At 35.8% G+C, this 18,021-nt stretch carries 17 protein-coding genes; 13 read left to right on the top strand and 4 right to left on the bottom strand.

Annotation, left to right across the window (positions count from 1 at the left end; translation table 11 throughout):
• The 12 genes from J3U57_RS09370 to J3U57_RS09315 all read left to right on the top strand — a co-directional run bounded on the left by J3U57_RS09370 (nucleotide 1) and on the right by J3U57_RS09315 (nucleotide 13,633).
• Nucleotides 1–1,920 (top strand): BglG family transcription antiterminator, encoded by a 1,920-nt coding sequence (locus J3U57_RS09370; protein WP_267344558.1) that lies wholly within the window; start codon nucleotides 1–3, stop codon nucleotides 1,918–1,920.
• 230 nt (nucleotides 1,921–2,150) lie between these two features.
• A complete protein-coding gene (yceD, locus tag J3U57_RS09365) occupies nucleotides 2,151–2,660 on the top strand; it encodes a 23S rRNA accumulation protein YceD (protein WP_267334180.1) in 510 nt (169 codons plus the stop codon).
• Between the two features lie 4 nt (nucleotides 2,661–2,664).
• Nucleotides 2,665–2,832 (top strand): 50S ribosomal protein L32, encoded by a 168-nt coding sequence (gene rpmF, locus J3U57_RS09360; protein WP_065557369.1) that lies wholly within the window; start codon nucleotides 2,665–2,667, stop codon nucleotides 2,830–2,832.
• Nucleotides 2,833–2,865: 33 nt separating this feature from the next.
• On the top strand, nucleotides 2,866–3,912 hold the full coding sequence (gene plsX / locus J3U57_RS09355) for a phosphate acyltransferase PlsX (RefSeq protein ID WP_267334181.1): 1,047 nt from the start codon (nucleotides 2,866–2,868) through the stop codon (nucleotides 3,910–3,912).
• A 4-nt stretch (nucleotides 3,913–3,916) separates the two neighbouring features.
• Nucleotides 3,917–4,870: a beta-ketoacyl-ACP synthase III gene (locus tag J3U57_RS09350; RefSeq protein WP_065634140.1), complete on the top strand. Its 954-nt coding sequence runs from the start codon at nucleotides 3,917–3,919 to the stop codon at nucleotides 4,868–4,870.
• 34 nt (nucleotides 4,871–4,904) lie between these two features.
• Complete coding sequence (gene fabD, locus J3U57_RS09345) at nucleotides 4,905–5,840, top strand: ACP S-malonyltransferase (RefSeq protein WP_267344559.1); 936 nt, start codon at nucleotides 4,905–4,907, stop codon at nucleotides 5,838–5,840.
• Nucleotides 5,841–5,858: 18 nt separating this feature from the next.
• Entirely contained in the window at nucleotides 5,859–6,593 is a 735-nt protein-coding gene (gene fabG / locus J3U57_RS09340; RefSeq protein WP_065634142.1) for a 3-oxoacyl-ACP reductase FabG, read from the top strand.
• A 150-nt stretch (nucleotides 6,594–6,743) separates the two neighbouring features.
• Entirely contained in the window at nucleotides 6,744–6,977 is a 234-nt protein-coding gene (acpP, locus tag J3U57_RS09335) for an acyl carrier protein (protein WP_034948180.1), read from the top strand.
• Between the two features lie 155 nt (nucleotides 6,978–7,132).
• A complete protein-coding gene (gene fabF / locus J3U57_RS09330) occupies nucleotides 7,133–8,377 on the top strand; it encodes a beta-ketoacyl-ACP synthase II (RefSeq protein ID WP_267334183.1) in 1,245 nt (414 codons plus the stop codon).
• Nucleotides 8,378–8,567: 190 nt separating this feature from the next.
• Nucleotides 8,568–12,047, top strand: a complete 3,480-nt coding sequence (gene dnaE, locus J3U57_RS09325; RefSeq protein WP_267334184.1) for a DNA polymerase III subunit alpha — start codon at nucleotides 8,568–8,570, stop codon at nucleotides 12,045–12,047.
• Between the two features lie 236 nt (nucleotides 12,048–12,283).
• On the top strand, nucleotides 12,284–13,243 hold the full coding sequence (accA, locus tag J3U57_RS09320; RefSeq protein ID WP_267344560.1) for an acetyl-CoA carboxylase carboxyl transferase subunit alpha: 960 nt from the start codon (nucleotides 12,284–12,286) through the stop codon (nucleotides 13,241–13,243).
• A gap of 21 nt (nucleotides 13,244–13,264) precedes the next feature.
• Nucleotides 13,265–13,633 carry a diacylglycerol kinase gene (locus tag J3U57_RS09315; RefSeq protein ID WP_141671541.1) on the top strand — a complete coding sequence of 123 codons (369 nt, stop codon included), beginning with the start codon at nucleotides 13,265–13,267 and terminating at the stop codon, nucleotides 13,631–13,633.
• A gap of 75 nt (nucleotides 13,634–13,708) precedes the next feature.
• On the opposite strand, the gene J3U57_RS09310 is transcribed toward J3U57_RS09315, so the two are convergent.
• The 4 genes from J3U57_RS09310 to metK are packed head-to-tail and all read right to left on the bottom strand — an operon-like array spanning nucleotide 13,709 to nucleotide 16,809.
• Nucleotides 13,709–14,551 (bottom strand): 23S rRNA (adenine(2030)-N(6))-methyltransferase RlmJ, encoded by an 843-nt coding sequence (locus J3U57_RS09310; RefSeq protein ID WP_267344561.1) that lies wholly within the window; start codon nucleotides 14,549–14,551, stop codon nucleotides 13,709–13,711.
• Complete coding sequence (locus J3U57_RS09305) at nucleotides 14,545–15,162, bottom strand: hypothetical protein (protein WP_065634148.1); 618 nt, start codon at nucleotides 15,160–15,162, stop codon at nucleotides 14,545–14,547. Before J3U57_RS09305 ends, J3U57_RS09310 begins: the two co-directional genes overlap by 7 nt.
• Nucleotides 15,163–15,170: 8 nt before the next feature.
• Nucleotides 15,171–15,674 carry a SprT family zinc-dependent metalloprotease gene (locus J3U57_RS09300; protein ID WP_267344563.1) on the bottom strand — a complete coding sequence of 168 codons (504 nt, stop codon included), beginning with the start codon at nucleotides 15,672–15,674 and terminating at the stop codon, nucleotides 15,171–15,173.
• Complete coding sequence (gene metK, locus J3U57_RS09295) at nucleotides 15,658–16,809, bottom strand: methionine adenosyltransferase (RefSeq protein WP_267334189.1); 1,152 nt, start codon at nucleotides 16,807–16,809, stop codon at nucleotides 15,658–15,660. Before metK ends, J3U57_RS09300 begins: the two co-directional genes overlap by 17 nt.
• Nucleotides 16,810–17,008: 199 nt before the next feature.
• Between metK and murI the strand changes: the two genes are divergently transcribed.
• Nucleotides 17,009–17,836, top strand: coding sequence for a glutamate racemase (gene murI, locus J3U57_RS09290; protein ID WP_267344565.1), 828 nt, complete (start codon nucleotides 17,009–17,011; stop codon nucleotides 17,834–17,836).
• The last annotated feature ends 185 nt before the right edge of the window (nucleotides 17,837–18,021 follow it).

Below are 18,021 nucleotides of genomic sequence, written 5' to 3'. Positions count from 1 at the left end.
ATGTCATCTAAAGTGCTGTTTTCTTATCAGCGATTAGCGTATTTATTTGATACCATAAAAAACGAAACGCTGCCTCAACAGGAACTCGCTAACCGTTTTTCGGTATCTACTCGTACTATTCGTACTGACATTTCAGCACTTAATGATATTTTACGTCATTATGGCGCGCAAATTGATTATACTAAAAATATTGGTTATCAACTGCTAATATCTGATGCTAAACGTTATGCAGCTTTAACTAATTCACATTCAATAGAAAATATTCCACGAACAAGCAAAGAGAGGATAGTTGCTTTAATAATCGCTTTTCTAACACAATCTAATTCTGTCAAATTAGATGATATTGCTGATAAATGGTTTTTAAGTCGTAGTACGTTGCAAAATGATGTGATTGAAGTTAAACAATATTTAGATAAGTATAATTTGCAATTAGAAAACCGTCCCTATTATGGTATGCGTTTAATTGGTGAAGAGTCTTCCATTCGAGCATGTTTAACTGATATTTTATGGCAACGATATATGGCGGAAGATACCTTAACAATTGGTAGACTTCAAAAGCATATATTGAATGATATTGAGTTGGATTATTTAGAAAAGGTATTGCAAGATCAAATTGAGCGTTTTGAGTTAAAATTAAATGCTGAAGGAAAAAGTTATTTACTCTATAGTTGTGCTGTTTCAATTAGCCGAATTACGCAAGGTTATGAGTTAATTGATTATCAAATAGATCAGATTAATAGTACTGTTATTGGCGCAGCTCAAGAGATTTCGGAAGAGTTTTCTTATTTTCTAGGTAGTGTACTTTCTCAAGCTGAGTTGAATTATTTATGCGTTCAAATCATGTCTCGCACCATTATTGATTCGCCAAATCAAGCAAAAAGTTTAGCGCTTGTAAAACATATTTTATCTTATATTAATCATACTTATCACTATAATTTATTGAAGGATGAAAAATTATTCGAAGATATGTCAATCCACGTTTCATCGATGCTATCGCGCGTGAAATATCAAATTCGTACAACAAATCCTTTATTGCAAGAAATAAAACAATATTATCCGTTTGCTTATGATATTACCTTATCAGCACTAGCAAATATGGAAAAATATACCGAATCAAAAATGACCGAAGATGAGATCAGTTACTTGGCTGTGCACATTGGTGTCGCATTAGAACGTAATTATAGTGCTGGTCATGAAAGATATGCTCAAATACTGCTAGTGAGCGATCTTGGTAATGCAACCTTACGTATGATTGAATCGAAGATTAAGCGTGATTTTCCACATATTCAAATTAGTCGTATACTTTCATATCGAGAATATGAGCAGTTAACAAATATTGAGGAAGATTTTATTGTCTCAACCGTACGCTTAACTGAAAAAGATAAGCAAATTGTTAAAATAGCGCCATTTCCAACTGCCTATCAACTCGAGCAATTAGGGCGATTGGCTATGATAGACAGAACAATGCCCTATATGATCGAGCGTTTTTTCGACAAAAAATTTTTTCTTATCATGGATAAACCAATAACACAATCAGAACTTTTTAAAGTGGTTTGTCATCGTTTAGAAAAGCAAGGATATGTCGATGCATCTTTTTATCATTCTGTCATTGAACGTGAAGCGATTGTTTCAACATTATTAGGTGAAAATATTGCTATTCCTCACTCAGTAGGTCTGTTGGCCAAAAAGACGGTTGTGACAACCATATTAGCGCCACAAGGAATTTTATGGGATAAAAATGAAGTCGCACACGTCATTTTTTTATTAGCAATTAGTAAGGATGAATATGAAGATGCGATGCGAATTTATAATTTGTTTGTCAATTTAGTGAAGGAGCGTTCAACCAAACGTTTATTAAATAGTAAAACCTTTGAAGATTTCCAAGCTATCGTCAAAGATAGCTTTGGACGATTGTCTTAAACTGTCATTGGTATTGTTAATAGTCGAAATTGCATTTTTTTATATTAAACTTTTTACGAAATTAAAATAAATATATTTGATAAAATATTAAGGGAATAATCAATAACTAATACAAATAATATTAGTTGCGCCCATTGACGAAATGGTCATTTAAAGGTAAGATGCGCGCCTTACGGCATTGTGTAGTTTTTAACTGCATAAAATAATTTTCAAGGTAGCAAGCTTATCTTATGCAAAATAAATTGCCATTAACAATTGACCCTGTCAAAGCGGCACAAAAACGACTTGATTATGTTGGATACTATCCAGCGCAAAGTGCAACAAGGGTTGAAAGTCTGAAAAGCGATATTGAGTGTAGTTTGTCTTTTTATTATGATGAGCAGAAACTTTGTGTTATCGCAATTGATGCAAAAATAACGTTGGAGCTTATTTGTCAACGTTGTTTCAAACCTTTTATCACTGAAGTTCATGTGATGAATAAATTTAGTCCTGTTAAGAGCGATGCTCAGGCAGAGGCGTTACCGGAACATTATGAACCCGTTTTTATGAACGAGTTTGGCGAGGTCGATATATTAGCGTTACTTGAGGACGAAATTATTCTCTCGTTACCAATTGCGCCGGTACATGATAGTAAACACTGCGAAGTGTCAGAGGCAGATATGGTATTTGGTGAAATTCCTGTTGAGAATGAAAAGCCGAATCCATTTGCAATTTTAGTTAGTTTAAAGAATAAGGGGTAAATCCATGGCTGTTCAACAGAATCGTAAAACTCGTGCAAAACGTGGTATGCGTCGTTCTCATGATGCATTAACTGCTGCTAATATCTCAGTTGATGAATCAGGCAAAACACATTTACGTCATCACGTAACCGCTGATGGTTATTATCGTGGTCGTAAAGTGATTTCTAAATAATTATTTAGTCATTAGAAATCTTCAGGTGACATTTTGGATAATCTAACCATTGCGTTAGATGCTATGAGCGGGGACTTTGGTCCTCGTGTGATTGTTCCTGCTGCAATACAAGCACTAAATTGTTATCCAAATCTCTCTATTTTTCTGGTGGGTGATCCAGCAGAAATTAGTCTTTTTTTATCTAAAGAAAATGCAAAGTTTGTCAAGCAATATCAACAAGACCATCGACTAATGTTGATCGAATCAACATCTGTTATTGCTAATGATATGAAACCTGCTTATGCCATCCGGCATAGCCATGGCTCATCAATGAGAATAGCGCTAGAATTGGTTAAAAATAACCAAGCTCAAGCTTGCGTTAGCGCTGGTAATACTGGTGCATTAATGGGACTGTCTAAGCTATTATTACATGCACTAGTTGGTATTGACCGTCCTGCATTAGTTGCCATCATTCCTGCATTAAATAATCAAAATACAGTAGTATTGGATTTAGGTGCTAATGCTCAGTGTGATAGTGATATGTTAGTGCAATTTGCCATAATGGGGCAAATCTTAGCCAAAACAGTGCTTAAAATTGATCATCCCAGAGTTGCTTTACTTAATATTGGTGAAGAAGATACAAAAGGTTTGGATAAAATACGTGCTGCAGCAGCGATTTTAAAATCGAATGATAATATTAATTATATCGGCTATTTAGAAGGTAACGAGCTTTTAACTGGTAAAACCGATGTACTAGTCTGTGATGGCTTTGTGGGTAATGTGACATTAAAAACAGTAGAAGGTTTACTTAAAATTTTCATGTCTTCATTTAAGCTATCTATTGGCCATAATTCATTATTAATGAAACTATTAAGTAAGTGGTTACAAAGAAAGGTGTCTAAAAATTTTGGTTATTTAGATCCCGGACGATATAATGGCGCATGTTTGCTTGGGCTTCAAAGCATTGTGATTAAAAGTCATGGTAGCGCTAATCAAAAATCATTCTTTGCAGCAATAGAACAAGCTATTTTGGCTATCCAAACCAATATACCTGAGAAGATTGCAAGCAGCCTTTCTTCCGTACTACCTAAGAGCGAATAATTAGATGTATACAAAGATATTAGGAACAGGGAGTTATCTTCCAAAACAGATAAGAACCAATGCCGATCTTGAAAAAATGGTCGATACCAGTGATGAATGGATCACAACACGAACAGGAATAAAAGAACGACGCATTGCAGCACCAGACGAAACAGTAACTTCTATGGCTTATGAAGCGTCTTTAAATGCTATTGAAATGGCAAAGATTGATAAAAATGAGATAGGTATGATTATAGTTGCCACCGCAACTTCAGTGAATGCTTTTCCTAGCTCAGCCACCGAACTGCAAGCAAAGTTAGCTATCGGAGATGTCATTGCTTTTGATGTTTCTGCTGCATGTTCAGGGTTCGTCTATGCACTTGATATTGCCGATAAATATATAAAAAGTGGTGCAATTAAATATGCATTAGTGGTTGGTTCGGACATGCTAACTCGTGGTGTCGATCCAACAGATCGTGGAACAATTATCATTTTTGGCGATGGTGCCGGTGCTGTTGTGGTTGGTGCTTCTCAAGAACCAGGGATTATTGCTTCACATCTTCATGCTGATGGTCGTTACGGCGAGTTATTAAAATATCCTTATGTTGATCGCCGTGATATGAATGATCCCGTTTATATGACTATGCAAGGCAATGATGTATTTAAAATTGCTGTCAAAGAGCTTTCAAATTTAGTCGATGAATTACTAACAGAAAATTCCTTTAATAAATCCGATTTAGATTGGTTAGTACCACATCAAGCAAATTTAAGAATTATTTCAGCCACAGCAAAACGTTTAGATATGGATTTAAGTAAAGTTATTGTTACTTTAGATAAACAAGGCAACACTTCAGCCGCATCGGTCCCTTGTGCATTAGATACAGGTGTGCGAGATGGCCGTATTAAGCGAGGCCAACTAATCTTATTAGAAGCTTTTGGTGGCGGTTTTGTTTGGGGCTCTGCGCTCGTTAGATTTTAAACAAAAATTATTTTGAGTATTCAAGGATTTAAAAATGACCAAATTTGCAATGGTTTTTCCAGGACAAGGTTCACAAGCCGTCGGTATGTTAAAAGATCTTGCTGACAATTATCCAATTGTAAAATCTACTTTTGACGAAGCGTCACAAGTATTAGGTTACGATTTATGGGCATTGGTACAACAAGGTCCAGTTGAGGAACTGAACAAAACATGGCAAACACAACCAGCTTTATTAGCTGCTTCAGTTGCTACGTTTAGAGTTTGGCAAAGTGTTAATGGTGCACAACCTGAATTTATGGCAGGACATAGTTTAGGTGAATATTCGGCATTGGTATGTGCTGGCGTGATTGATTTTAAAGATGCAATTAAATTAGTTGAATTACGTGGCAAACTTATGCAAGAGGCTGTACCAACAGGAACTGGTGCGATGTATGCCATTATCGGTTTAGATAATGAGTCAATAAGTAAAGCGTGTGAACAAGCATCGCAAGGCCAAGTTGTTGCGCCTGTCAATTTTAATTCACCAGGACAAGTTGTTATTGCCGGTAATAAAGAAGCTGTAGAGCGCGCTGGCGTACTTTGCAAAGAAGCAGGTGCTAAACGTGCTTTACCATTAGCTGTTAGTGTTCCTTCCCATTGTGAGTTAATGAAACCCGCGGCCGAAAAATTAGCTATTGCCTTGAATGAAATTACTTTCAACACGCCAAAATTTGCGGTTATTAATAACGTTGATGTTAAGATTGAATCCTCAGCAGAAAAAATTAAAGCCGCATTAATTGCGCAGCTTTATAGCCCTGTTCGCTGGACAGAAACTGTTGAGCAAATGGCGAAACAAGGTGTAACACTGTTAGTTGAAATAGGACCAGGTAAAGTACTAACTGGATTGGCTAAACGTATTGTTGATTCGTTATCAGCATGTGCTGTCAATGATAAAGCGTCATTAGATGTTGCAATAGAAAATACTAAATAGAAGATAAAAGGGGTAGTTATGAACCTATCAGGAAAAATTGCTTTAGTTACTGGTGCAAGTCGCGGGATAGGTAAAGCGATTGCTGAAAAGTTAGTTGCTTGTGGTGCAACTGTTATTGGCACTGCAACAACAGAAAAAGGTGCTGAAGCAATCAGTCAATATTTAGGTACACATGGCAAAGGTTTTGCTTTAAATGTGACTGACGAAGCATCGATTGAATCTGTCATTAATGCTATTAAAACTGAATTTGGTGATATTGATATTTTAGTGAATAATGCTGGTATCACTCGTGATAATTTATTAATGCGAATGAAAGAAGAAGAGTGGCAATCTATTTTAGATACCAATTTAACTTCGGTGTTCCGCCTATCTAAGGCTTTAATGCGATCTATGATGAAAAAACGTTATGGACGAATTATTACAATCGGTTCTGTTGTTGGTACAATGGGTAATGCAGGGCAAGCTAACTATGCGGCAGCTAAAGCAGGATTAATTGGTTTTAGTAAATCATTAGCTCGTGAAGTTGCATCTCGAGGTATTACGGTTAATGTGGTAGCGCCTGGATTTATTGCAACAGATATGACTGAAGCATTAACCGATGAGCAAAAAGCCGTGACGTTAGCACAAGTGCCAGCTGGACGATTAGGAGAGCCATCAGAAATAGCCAATGCTGTTGCATTCTTGGCTTCCGATGAAGCATCTTATATTACTGGTGAAACTTTACATGTCAATGGTGGCATGTATATGGTGTAATTGATCAGAATAGTGTAGAATAAGCCAATATTTTGACTTTTTGAGCAAAAAATAAGCAATTGGGTTGAAAAATGATTTGCATCTTTTTCAACATTTTATAAACTTACATTCACCGCCGCTTTTGGCGATATTTATAGGAAAAAAAAGAGTATGAGCACTATTGAAGAGCGAGTTAAGAAAATTATTGTTGAGCAACTTGGTGTGAAAGAGGAAGAAGTTAAGAATGAATCTTCTTTTGTTGAAGATCTTGGCGCTGACTCTCTTGATACAGTTGAATTAGTTATGGCTTTAGAAGAAGAATTCGATACTGAAATTCCTGATGAAGAAGCTGAAAAGATTACAACTGTACAATCAGCAATTGATTATATTACTGCGAATCAATAAGGTTAGCAGAGTTTTCATAATAGGCGGTCAAATGATCGCCTAGTTTGTATTTATATCTTTAATTTTTATATAAAAATTAATATTCATGTATTGAAAACTCAACATAAAATTTTCAATGATTCAAATTTCATTTCAATCCTTTTCTGGAGGACAATGTGTCTAAACGCAGAGTTGTTGTCACCGGAATGGGCATGATATCTCCGGTAGGTAATACAGTTGAATCCACTTGGCAAGCACTTTTAGCTGGACAAAGTGGTGTTGAACTAATAGAACACTTTGATACTGCCCCTTTCGCAACGCGCTTCGCCGCTATGGTTAAAAATTTTAATGGCGAAGATTATAATATTTCACGTAAAGATGCTCGTAAAATGGACTATTTTATCCAATATGGCATTGCTGCTGGTATACAAGCAATGCAAGATGCGGGTATTGAAATTTCGGAAGAAAATGCAGAACGTATTGGTTGTGCTATTGGTTCAGGCATTGGTGGACTTGGATTAATTGAAGAAAATCATAGTGCTTTAATTAATGGTGGCCCGCGTAAAATTAGTCCGTTTTTTGTTCCTTCTACCATAGTGAATATGATAGCTGGTCATTTATCGATTATTTATGGATTAAAAGGACCAAGTATTACAATTGCAACAGCTTGTTCTTCAGGCGTACACAATATTGGTCATGCAGCACGTATGATAGCCTATGGTGATGCTGATGGTATGCTTGCTGGTGGCGGTGAAAAAGCGAGTACACCGCTTGGTATTGGCGGTTTTGGTGCAGCGCGTGCATTATCAACTAATAATGATAATCCTAAAGCGGCAAGTCGACCATGGGATAAAGATCGTGATGGTTTTGTACTGGGTGATGGTGCTGGCATTATGTTTTTAGAAGAGTATGAGCATGCTAAAAAACGCGGTGCAAAAATTTATGCAGAAGTTGTCGGCTTTGGTATGAGTGCTGATGCTTATCATATGACTTCACCACCAGAAGATGGTAGTGGGGCAGCATTAGCCATGAAATGTGCTATTCGAGATGCAGGAATAACACCTGAGCAAGTGGGCTATATTAATGCTCATGGTACATCAACGCCAGCTGGTGATAAAGCAGAAACACAAGCAGTTAAAAGCATTTTTAAAGAAAATGCCAACAAAGTAATGGTAAGTTCAACTAAATCAATGATTGGTCATTTACTAGGCGCTGCGGGTGCTGTTGAGTCTATTTTTACGGTATTGGCATTACGCGATCAGGCTGTGCCTCCAACAATTAATTTAGATAATCCTGATGATGGATGTGATCTAGATTATGTACCGCATACCGCTCGTCAAGTTAAAAACTTAGAATATGCACTTTGTAATTCATTTGGTTTTGGCGGAACTAATGGTTCAGTGTTATTTAAGAAAATTTAATTGATCTCTACCCACCGATAAATTAGATTATCGGTGGTATAAGTTTAATCATTTTCATCGATCAACGTTATTCAAAAGATTCCTTCTTTTTTCAATTCAAACAAAACATGTTGATAAACAGAATAAGAATATTGCTATTGCTTGTGATATAATCGCTAACAATTTTTTAGCATAATTATTTCTGATAAATATGACAGAGCCTAAGTTTATTCATCTTCATCTACATAGTGACTTTTCAATGGTTGATGGTATCGCTAAAGTGGGGACACTGGTTAATGAGGTTAGCCAGTTGCATATGCCTGCTTTTGCTATTACCGACTTTACCAATCTTTGTGGTTTGGTTAAGTTTTATGGATCTGCGATGGCAAAAGGAATTAAGCCGATTATTGGTGCTGATTTAGCAATCAGAAGCTCACAATTACCGGATGATATTTATCGATTAACGCTACTCGCTGCTAATAATGAAGGTTACAAAAATCTGACATTACTTATATCTAAAGCTTATGAAAGGGGATATATCGGTGATATGCCAGTTGTTGATCAGCAGTGGTTAGCTCAATATCGTACCGGACTTATAATTTTGGCTGGGCGGGAAAGTGATATTGGTATAGGTATTATTCGTAATAATGAGTCTATAATCGATAACGCTATCAATTTTTATAAAGAAAATTTTCATGATCACTTTTATTTTGAGTTAGTTCGTACTAAACGTAACAACGAAGAGTTGTTTATTCATAGCGCAGTAAAACTTGCTGAACAATATATGTTGCCGGTTGTTGCGACCAATGATGTTCGTTTTTTACAACCTTCTGATTTTGAGGCCCATGAAATTCGCGTAGCGATACATGATGGCAACACTCTTGAAGATCCTAATCGTCCTAAGAACTATTCACCAGAACAGTACCTGCGTAATGAGCAGGAAATGTGTGAGTTGTTTTCAGATATTCCTGAGGCTTTAGAAAATAGTGTAGAAATAGCTAAGCGTTGCAATGTGACTATACGTTTGGGTGAATATTTTTTACCTAAATTTCCAACAGGGGATATGTCTACTGAAGATTTTCTAGTCTATAAATCACGTGAAGGCCTTGAAGAACGACTAAAGTTTCTTTTTCCTGATCCAGATATTAGAGCACAAAAACGAGCAGAATATGATGAGCGTTTAGAAACTGAACTTAATGTTATTAATCAAATGGGTTTTCCCGGTTATTTTTTGATCGTGATGGAGTTTATTCAATGGTCAAAAGATAATGATATTCCAGTTGGCCCAGGTCGAGGTTCGGGAGCGGGTTCATTAGTGGCTTATGCATTAAAAATAACAGATTTAGATCCGTTAGCCTTTGACTTACTTTTTGAACGTTTTTTAAATCCTGAACGTGTATCGATGCCTGACTTTGATGTCGATTTTTGCATGGAAAAACGTGATTTGGTTATTGATCACGTTGCTGATATGTATGGTCGTGATGCGGTTTCACAGATTATTACTTTTGGTACAATGGCAGCTAAAGCTGTAATTCGAGATGTTGGGCGAGTGCTTGGCCATCCTTATGGGTTTGTCGATCGTATTTCTAAATTGATTCCTTTAGATCCAGGTATGACACTGGCTAAAGCATTCGAAATTGAGCCACAATTACAAGAATTATATGATAATAACGAGGAAATTAAGTCGCTAATTGATATTGCTCGTCAATTAGAAGGCGTAACTCGCAATGCAGGTAAACATGCGGGTGGTGTTGTGATTTCACCAACAAAAATTACCGATTTTTCACCTATTTATTGTGATCCCGAAGGGCATCATCCTGTTACTCAATTTGATAAAAATGATGTTGAATATGCTGGCTTAGTTAAGTTTGATTTCTTAGGATTGCGCACATTAACCATTATTGATTGGGCGATCAAAATGATTAATGAACGTCAGATTAGAGAAGGGAAAGAACTTGTTGATATTACGCGCATTCCTCTGGATGATAAAGACTCTTTCGATTTATTGCTGAAAGCTGAAACAACCGCAGTATTTCAGCTAGAATCGCGTGGCATGAAAGATTTAATTCGGCGCTTAAAACCAGACTGTTTTGAGGATATGATTGCTTTAGTAGCATTATTTCGCCCGGGACCTTTACAGTCAGGAATGGTAGACAATTTTATCGATCGTAAACATGGGCGAGAAGATGTTTCTTATCCCGATATAAAATATCAACATGAGTCATTAAAACCTATTTTAGAGCCAACTTATGGGATTATTTTATATCAAGAACAGGTCATGCAAATAGCACAAACTTTGTCCGGTTATACCTTAGGCGGTGCTGATCTACTGCGCCGTGCTATGGGTAAAAAGAAACCAGAAGAGATGGCTAAACAACGTTCTGTTTTTAAAGAAGGCGCTGAGAAACAAGGTGTGGATGGTGAACTTTCAATGCATATTTTTGATTTGGTTGAAAAGTTTGCAGGTTATGGTTTTAATAAATCACACTCTGCCGCCTATGCACTGGTGTCTTACCAAACTTTATGGCTGAAAACCCATTATCCAGCTGAATTCATGGCAGCTGTTATGACAGCAGATATGGATAATACCGATAAAATTGTGGGCTTGGTTGATGAATGCTTACGAATGGGACTAAAAGTTAATCCTCCAGATATTAACAGCGGTTTGTACCATTTTCATGTGAATGACAAAGGCGAAATTGTTTATGGCATTGGTGCAATAAAAGGCGTTGGTGAAGGGCCAATTGAAGCAATTGTTGAAGCTCGTAATAGTGGGGGCTATTTTAAAAATATTTTTGAACTGTGCGCGCGCACAGATATGAAAAAAATCAATCGACGTGTATTAGAAAAGCTAACTATGGCCGGTGCTTTTGATAAATTAGGACCGCATCGGGCAGCAATTTTACATAGTATTAGTGATGCAATGCAGGCAGCTGAGCAATATACCAAAGCGCAAAATATTGGCCAAGAAGATATGTTTGGCGTATTAGCTGAAGAGCCTGAACAAGTTGAACATGCTTATGCAGCAGTACCAGAATTACCCGCTCAAGTATTACTTGATGGCGAAAGAGATGCTTTAGGACTTTATCTAACCGGCCATCCGGTTACGCAATATTTAAAAGAACTCAATCGTTATGCCGGTGGCGTACGCATTAGTGAAGCTGCGCCAACTGGTTGGGGAAAGACAGCAACCTTCGCAGGAATAGTTGCTGATGCAAGAGTTAGAATTACCAAAAAAGGCAATAAAATTGGTCTATTTACTTTAGATGATCGTTCTGGTCGAATCGATGGTATGTTATTTTCCGATTCTTTAGAAAAGTTTGGGCATCTTTTAGTTAAAGATAAAATTCTGATAGTGTCAGGACAAGTTAGCCCCGATGATTTTAATGGTGGACTAAAGATGTCTGTTCGCGATATTGTTGATTTGAAAGATGCTCGAGCTAAATATGTTAAGGGCTTGGCTATTACATTAACTGAAGCTGAAGCTAATCGTTCGATATTACAGCGTTTACAACAGATTTTAGAACCTTATCGACATGGAAGTGTACCGGTTAATCTTTATTATCATCGAGATGATTCGGTCGTTCGGATCCAATTTGGAACAACTTGGCGTATAGTTCCTGAAGATGCTTTAATCGTAGAGTTGAAAACATTACTTGGAAATGAGCGTATTGAATTTGAGTTCGAATAGCCCATATATATCAGTGATGCATTTTCATCAACTACTCAGAATAAAATTTATATCAATAGAATTAGGTAAAATGATTTTAATATATCTTAAAGCTTACTGAAATAAATATTGGTGACTTTAATGCGTATTACATAGTAGAATTGGCTTAATTTTATCTTAAGAAATAGTCAGTATACTATATTTAGTAGTGTATTTTTTAGGAAATACAAATAACACAAGAGGCAATCATAATCGTTATGAGCAATTTTTTGGAATTTGAAAAGCCGATAGCGGAATTAGAAGCAAAAATTAATTCCTTAAAGAATATTGATTCACAACAAGTGGAATTAGATATCAATTTAGATAAAGAAATTAAACAGTTAAATCAAAAAAGTCGTGAATTAACTAAAAAAATATTTGCAAACTTGTCCCCTTGGGATGTTGCACAACTAGCTCGGCATCCAAACCGACCGTATACATTAGATTATATTAAAGAGATTTTCACTGATTTTGATGAATTAGCTGGTGATCGTGCTTATGCTGATGATAAAGCTATTGTAGGTGGAATTGCACGTATTGATGATCGTGCTGTTATGGTTATTGGCCATCAAAAAGGTCGTGAGACCAAACAAAAAATATATCGTAATTTTGGTATGCCTGCTCCGGAAGGATATCGTAAAGCATTAAGGCTGATGCAATTGGCTGAACGCTTTAAATTACCTATTATTACTTTTATCGATACACCCGGTGCTTATCCTGGGATTGGTGCAGAAGAACGAGGTCAAGCTGAAGCCATAGCGCGTAACCTACGTGAAATGTCACGTTTAAAAGTGCCAACAATTTGTACTGTAATTGGTGAAGGTGGATCTGGCGGCGCACTGGCTATTGGTGTTGCAGATAAAGTGAATATGCTACAGTACAGTACCTATTCTGTGATTTCTCCTGAAGGCTGTGCTTCTATATTATGGAAAAGCGCAGATAAGGCATCAGTTGCTGCTGAAGCCATGAATATGACAGCTGATAAATTACTCAAATTAAATCTTATTGATTCTATTGTGCCTGAACCTCTTGGCGGTGCGCATCGTGATTATAGTACAGTAGCTACCTCATTGAAAAAGCAGCTACTAAGTGATCTTGACGAGCTTGAAAATATGGATGAGTCGGTTTTATTGGAGAGAAGATTTCAAAGGCTAATGAATTACGGATATGTTAGATAATTTTTAATTTGGAATGTTATGATGGAAAAATCGACAGGTTTACAACGCATTTTTAATGCAACCAAATATTCTTTAAAAGGCTTTAAATCGGCTATTAGGTATGAAGCTGCATTTCGTCAAGAATTAATTCTATTAATAGTAGCTTATATTATTGTGATGCTAATCGATTTTTCTATTTATGAACGTATTTTATTACTTGGTTCGATTGGTGTAGTCATGATTGTTGAACTGATTAATAGTGCAATTGAGTGCGTTGTTGATCGTATAGGTAAGGAAAGACATGAGTTATCAGGTCGAGCTAAAGATTATGGTTCAGCAGCGGTATTTTTATCTTTATTATTAACTATTATTTTATGGATCTATTTATTTGCATGCCATTTTTTTCCATAATTTCAGTTTTAACGTTTTCTTTATAATTATTTAAAATGCGAGAAAACCTCGCATTTTGTTTATTAACCTGACAATTTATTCTGTCACTAATTTTTTAATCAGTATATTGCCAGTCTTATCTGTATCAAGAATATTGGATAACCACGGTAAGATTGTTTGCATTTGCTCATGCAATTTCCAAGGTGGATTGATGACAATCATGCCCGATGCGGTCATTCCTTTATGATTATTATCCGGCCTTAATGCTAGTTCAAATTGTGATATTCGTTTAATTCCTAAATTTACAATTCCATCTATCATTTTTTGGCTTTGTGTTCTTGACACAACCGGATACCAAATCAAGTAAACTCCAGTTGCAAAACGTTTATAAGCTTCATAAATTGCTGCTGGAATTTTTTGATAGTCTTCTTTTATTTCGTAAGATGGATCGATCAAAATAATGCCGCGACGTGATTGTGGTGGTAATTTAGATTTTAATTGCAAAAAACCGTCTTCACGTAACACGTTAGCGCGCTTATCCTTTGCAAATTCTTGCTTTAATAAAGGATAGTCACTTGGGTGTAATTCAGTTAAATTCAATTTATCTTGTTCTCTTAATAGTTGTTTAGCAATTAAAGGAGAACCTGGATAATATTTCAAAGTATCAAAAGGATTATATCGTTTTAACACTGAAATATACGGAGTAAGAGCTTCTGGTATAGCTGTTTGTTGCCAAACTAAATTTATTCCTGATAAATATTCACCCGTTTTTTCAGCATGCTCGCTTTGTAATAAATAACGGCCAGCACCAGAGTGCGTATCTAAATATAAAATCGATTTTTCTTTTTCTTTTAACGATTCAAGACACAAGGTTAAAACAATATGTTTTAACACATCTGCATGATTACCAGCATGATAGCTATGACGATAACTTAACATGATTTACTCAACCTTTTTTGTTCATTTGTTTGCATATAGAAAGTTGTTAATGCTATACAGAGCAGGCAAGGAATTTCCATTAATTCTTCAATCAAATCTTTACGTTCTCGAGTTAATACTAAAAATTCGTGTCCCATACGATGGTGCTCTGCGATATCTGCAATTCCCAAAAAAAGAAATGCGAAAAAGATATGCCAAAAAGGAATACTTTCAAATTTATAACGCCGTGCTATTTCTTTGCGGATTGTTGGTAAGAAAGTCGTCAGTAATGGTATACCCATTACAATAGCTGCAATGATTTTATAATAAAAACGTGGAACGTCAGGATAAAAATCACGCCCCCAACTTATTCCTCGTCCAAAAAGCATAATCCACCAAAAGATTGTCCAAATCCAGAATTTATATAAGGTAGCATGATGTTGTACGCGTTTTGCATAATAAAACGTATAACCACACATAAATAATAAAAAGAGAGATTGTAGGTGTTCAATAAGTGTAACTGTTAACCCATTATATAGAGGAATATAAAAATTACCGAAAATATAAAGAAACACACCTAAGAGAAGAATAAAAAATGAACTTTTATAAAAATGAAAATCGAGTTTACACATGTAATGGTCTAAATTGGAATAACTTGTTTAAGTATACTACCGCATTTTTGGCATAAATAACTAGTTTTATTGTTTTGGATTTTATTATGTCTGATTTTAGTTAAATGGTGGATTTGGCAATTACAACGGTACATATAGCTATTGCGCTTTATTGTAAAGTTATGGGTTACTTTTGGTAATTTACCTAATACTTCAGACATCATATATTGCCACTCTTTGCCATGAGGTTTAACTTTACCAAATGTTTTAAACACCAGTAGATGAGCAAGTTCATGAGGAACGACTTCATCAATAAATGTATCACCATTGTCAGTTAACATTATTGAATTAAGCTGTATTTCCCAGCGTGTTAACAGTGCGCTACCGGCAATACTTCCTTTAACTTTATAAATTACTTTAGGTTCAGGAAATACGGTGTGTAAAATAAGGCTGGCTTGTCTTAGGTTTTCCCTTAAACAAGCCATGACTTTATTATGTAATAAAATGGGTATTCGTCTATAATCCTGCGGCATCGCGAAGTAATGTAGCTTTATCTGTTTTTTCCCATGGGAAAATATCACGACCAAAATGGCCATAACTAGCAGTTTGTTGATAAATTGGCTGAATCAAATCAAGCATTTGAATCAATCCATAAGGTCTTAAATCAAAAAATTCTTTGATTAAATTCACTATTTTATCATGATCAATCTTTTCTGTGCCAAAAGTATTGACATAAATCGATGTTGGATTTGCAACGCCTATTGCGTACGATATTTGTAATTCACATTTATCGGCAAGCCCTGCTGCAACAATATTTTTAGCAACATACCGAGCAGCATATGCAGCTGAACGATCAACTTTAGATGGATCTTTTCCTGAAAATGCGCCTCCGCCATGACGTGCAGCTCCACCATAAGTATCGACAATAATCTTACGACCTGTTAATCCACAATCCCCCATTGGACCACCGATAACAAATCGACCCGTAGGATTAATAAAGTATTTGGTTCTTGATGTTAACCATTTGGCAGGCAATGTTGGTTTAATGATTTCTTCCATTACTGCTTCTTGTATTGCTTTTTGTTCAATACCTTCTGAATGCTGGGTTGATAAAACTACTGTATCAACGCCTTTTATCTGACCATTTTGATAGATTAATGTGACTTGACTTTTAGCATCAGGGCGTAGCCAAGGGAGCGTTCCATTTTTTCTGACTTCTGCCTGACGACGCATTAAATCATGTGCATAACTAATTGCTGCAGGCATTAAATTTGGCATTTCATTGGTAGCATAACCGAACATAATGCCTTGATCACCTGCACCTTGTTCAAGAGGATCTTTGCGATCTACACCTTGGTTTATATCTGGTGATTGTTTACCAATAGCATTGAGTACCGCACATGAATTGGCATCAAACCCCATTTCTGAGCTAGTATATCCGATGTCATGAATAGTTTTGCGAGTCAACTCTTCAATATCTACCCAAGCAGATGTCGTTATCTCTCCACCGACTAAAGCCATACCAGTTTTAACATAAGTTTCACAAGCTACTCTTGCTTTTGGATCTTGCTTTAAAATAGCATCAAGCACTGCATCAGATATTTGATCGGCGATTTTATCTGGATGACCTTCTGAAACAGATTCTGAAGTAAATAAAAATTCTGACATGATATACCTTCTTTTAACTTATTAAATGCAATACTTGATATGCGATGAGATGTATTCTATTTTAGCAGTTTTACCATCTAGACGTCTATTTTAATAATTTATGAGTAAAAAAGCCAGTATTACCTTAAACAAAATTACTTGCATAAATTTTTATTCAATTTAGGATAATGTCGATTTAATTTCCTAATCTTTATTTAATATGAGCATAGCGAGACAATCTCCAACAATATTAATATTTGATTCGGGTATCGGTGGGTTATCTGTCTATAATGAAATCTACAAAAAGATGCCTAATCTACACTATATCTATGCATTTGATAATGAAATGTTCCCTTACGGAGATAAATCAGAACAGTTTCTTATTGATAGAGTAATTAATGTTATTGATAACATTAGCAAATTATATACTATTGATTTAGCGGTTATTGCTTGTAATACAGCAAGTACCATATGTTTACCTAGTTTACGTGCTAAATTTTCTTTTCCGATTGTTGGCGTCGTGCCAGCTATTAAACCAGCTAGTCAAATGACTAAAAATAAATGTATAGGGCTATTAGCAACCAAAGCAACAGTTCAAAGAGCCTATACAAACAATTTGATTAAACAGTTTGCACCTGATTGTAAAGTTGAATTACTTGGGCTATCTGAACTAGCACAGATTGCAGAGAATAAACTGCAAGGTATGGCAGTTAATATGCCGCAACTTAAACAGTTATTACAGCCTTGGCTAAGTTTATCGGTTTGCCCTGATACTATTGTATTGGGATGTACACATTATCCTTTTATCAAAGAAGAGTTGCAGGTAATTTTTCCTCACGCTACTTTTATTGACTCTGGTAATGCAATTGCGATGCGTGTTTATGAATTACTTCATGAAAAAGGCAAATTGATTGATAGTAATTTACCACTAAATAAAGAGAATATTATTGTTAGCACAGCGCTTAACCAATATGTTGAAAAATTAACTAGCAAATTAGCTCAATATAATCTTCAACGATATCAATACATTAATGTTTTGAGTGTTTAAAGCTTATTCGAACAATTAAAAGATCATGTTTTTTTGCTTGATAAAAAAAATGAAGTGCCTATAATGCGCATCCACTGACACGGCGTTAGTGAAAAACAAGCGAAGAACGTGTTAGAGAGCAAGATCAAAAATATTGAAAAAAGATCTTGACGAATAAAAAGGTGTAGCGTAGTATACGCAGCCCT

The sequence above is a fragment of the Gilliamella sp. B3464 genome, assembly GCF_026536145.1.
Classification (GTDB): domain Bacteria; phylum Pseudomonadota; class Gammaproteobacteria; order Enterobacterales; family Orbaceae; genus Gilliamella.
This window is presented reverse-complemented; position numbering and strand designations above follow the sequence as displayed.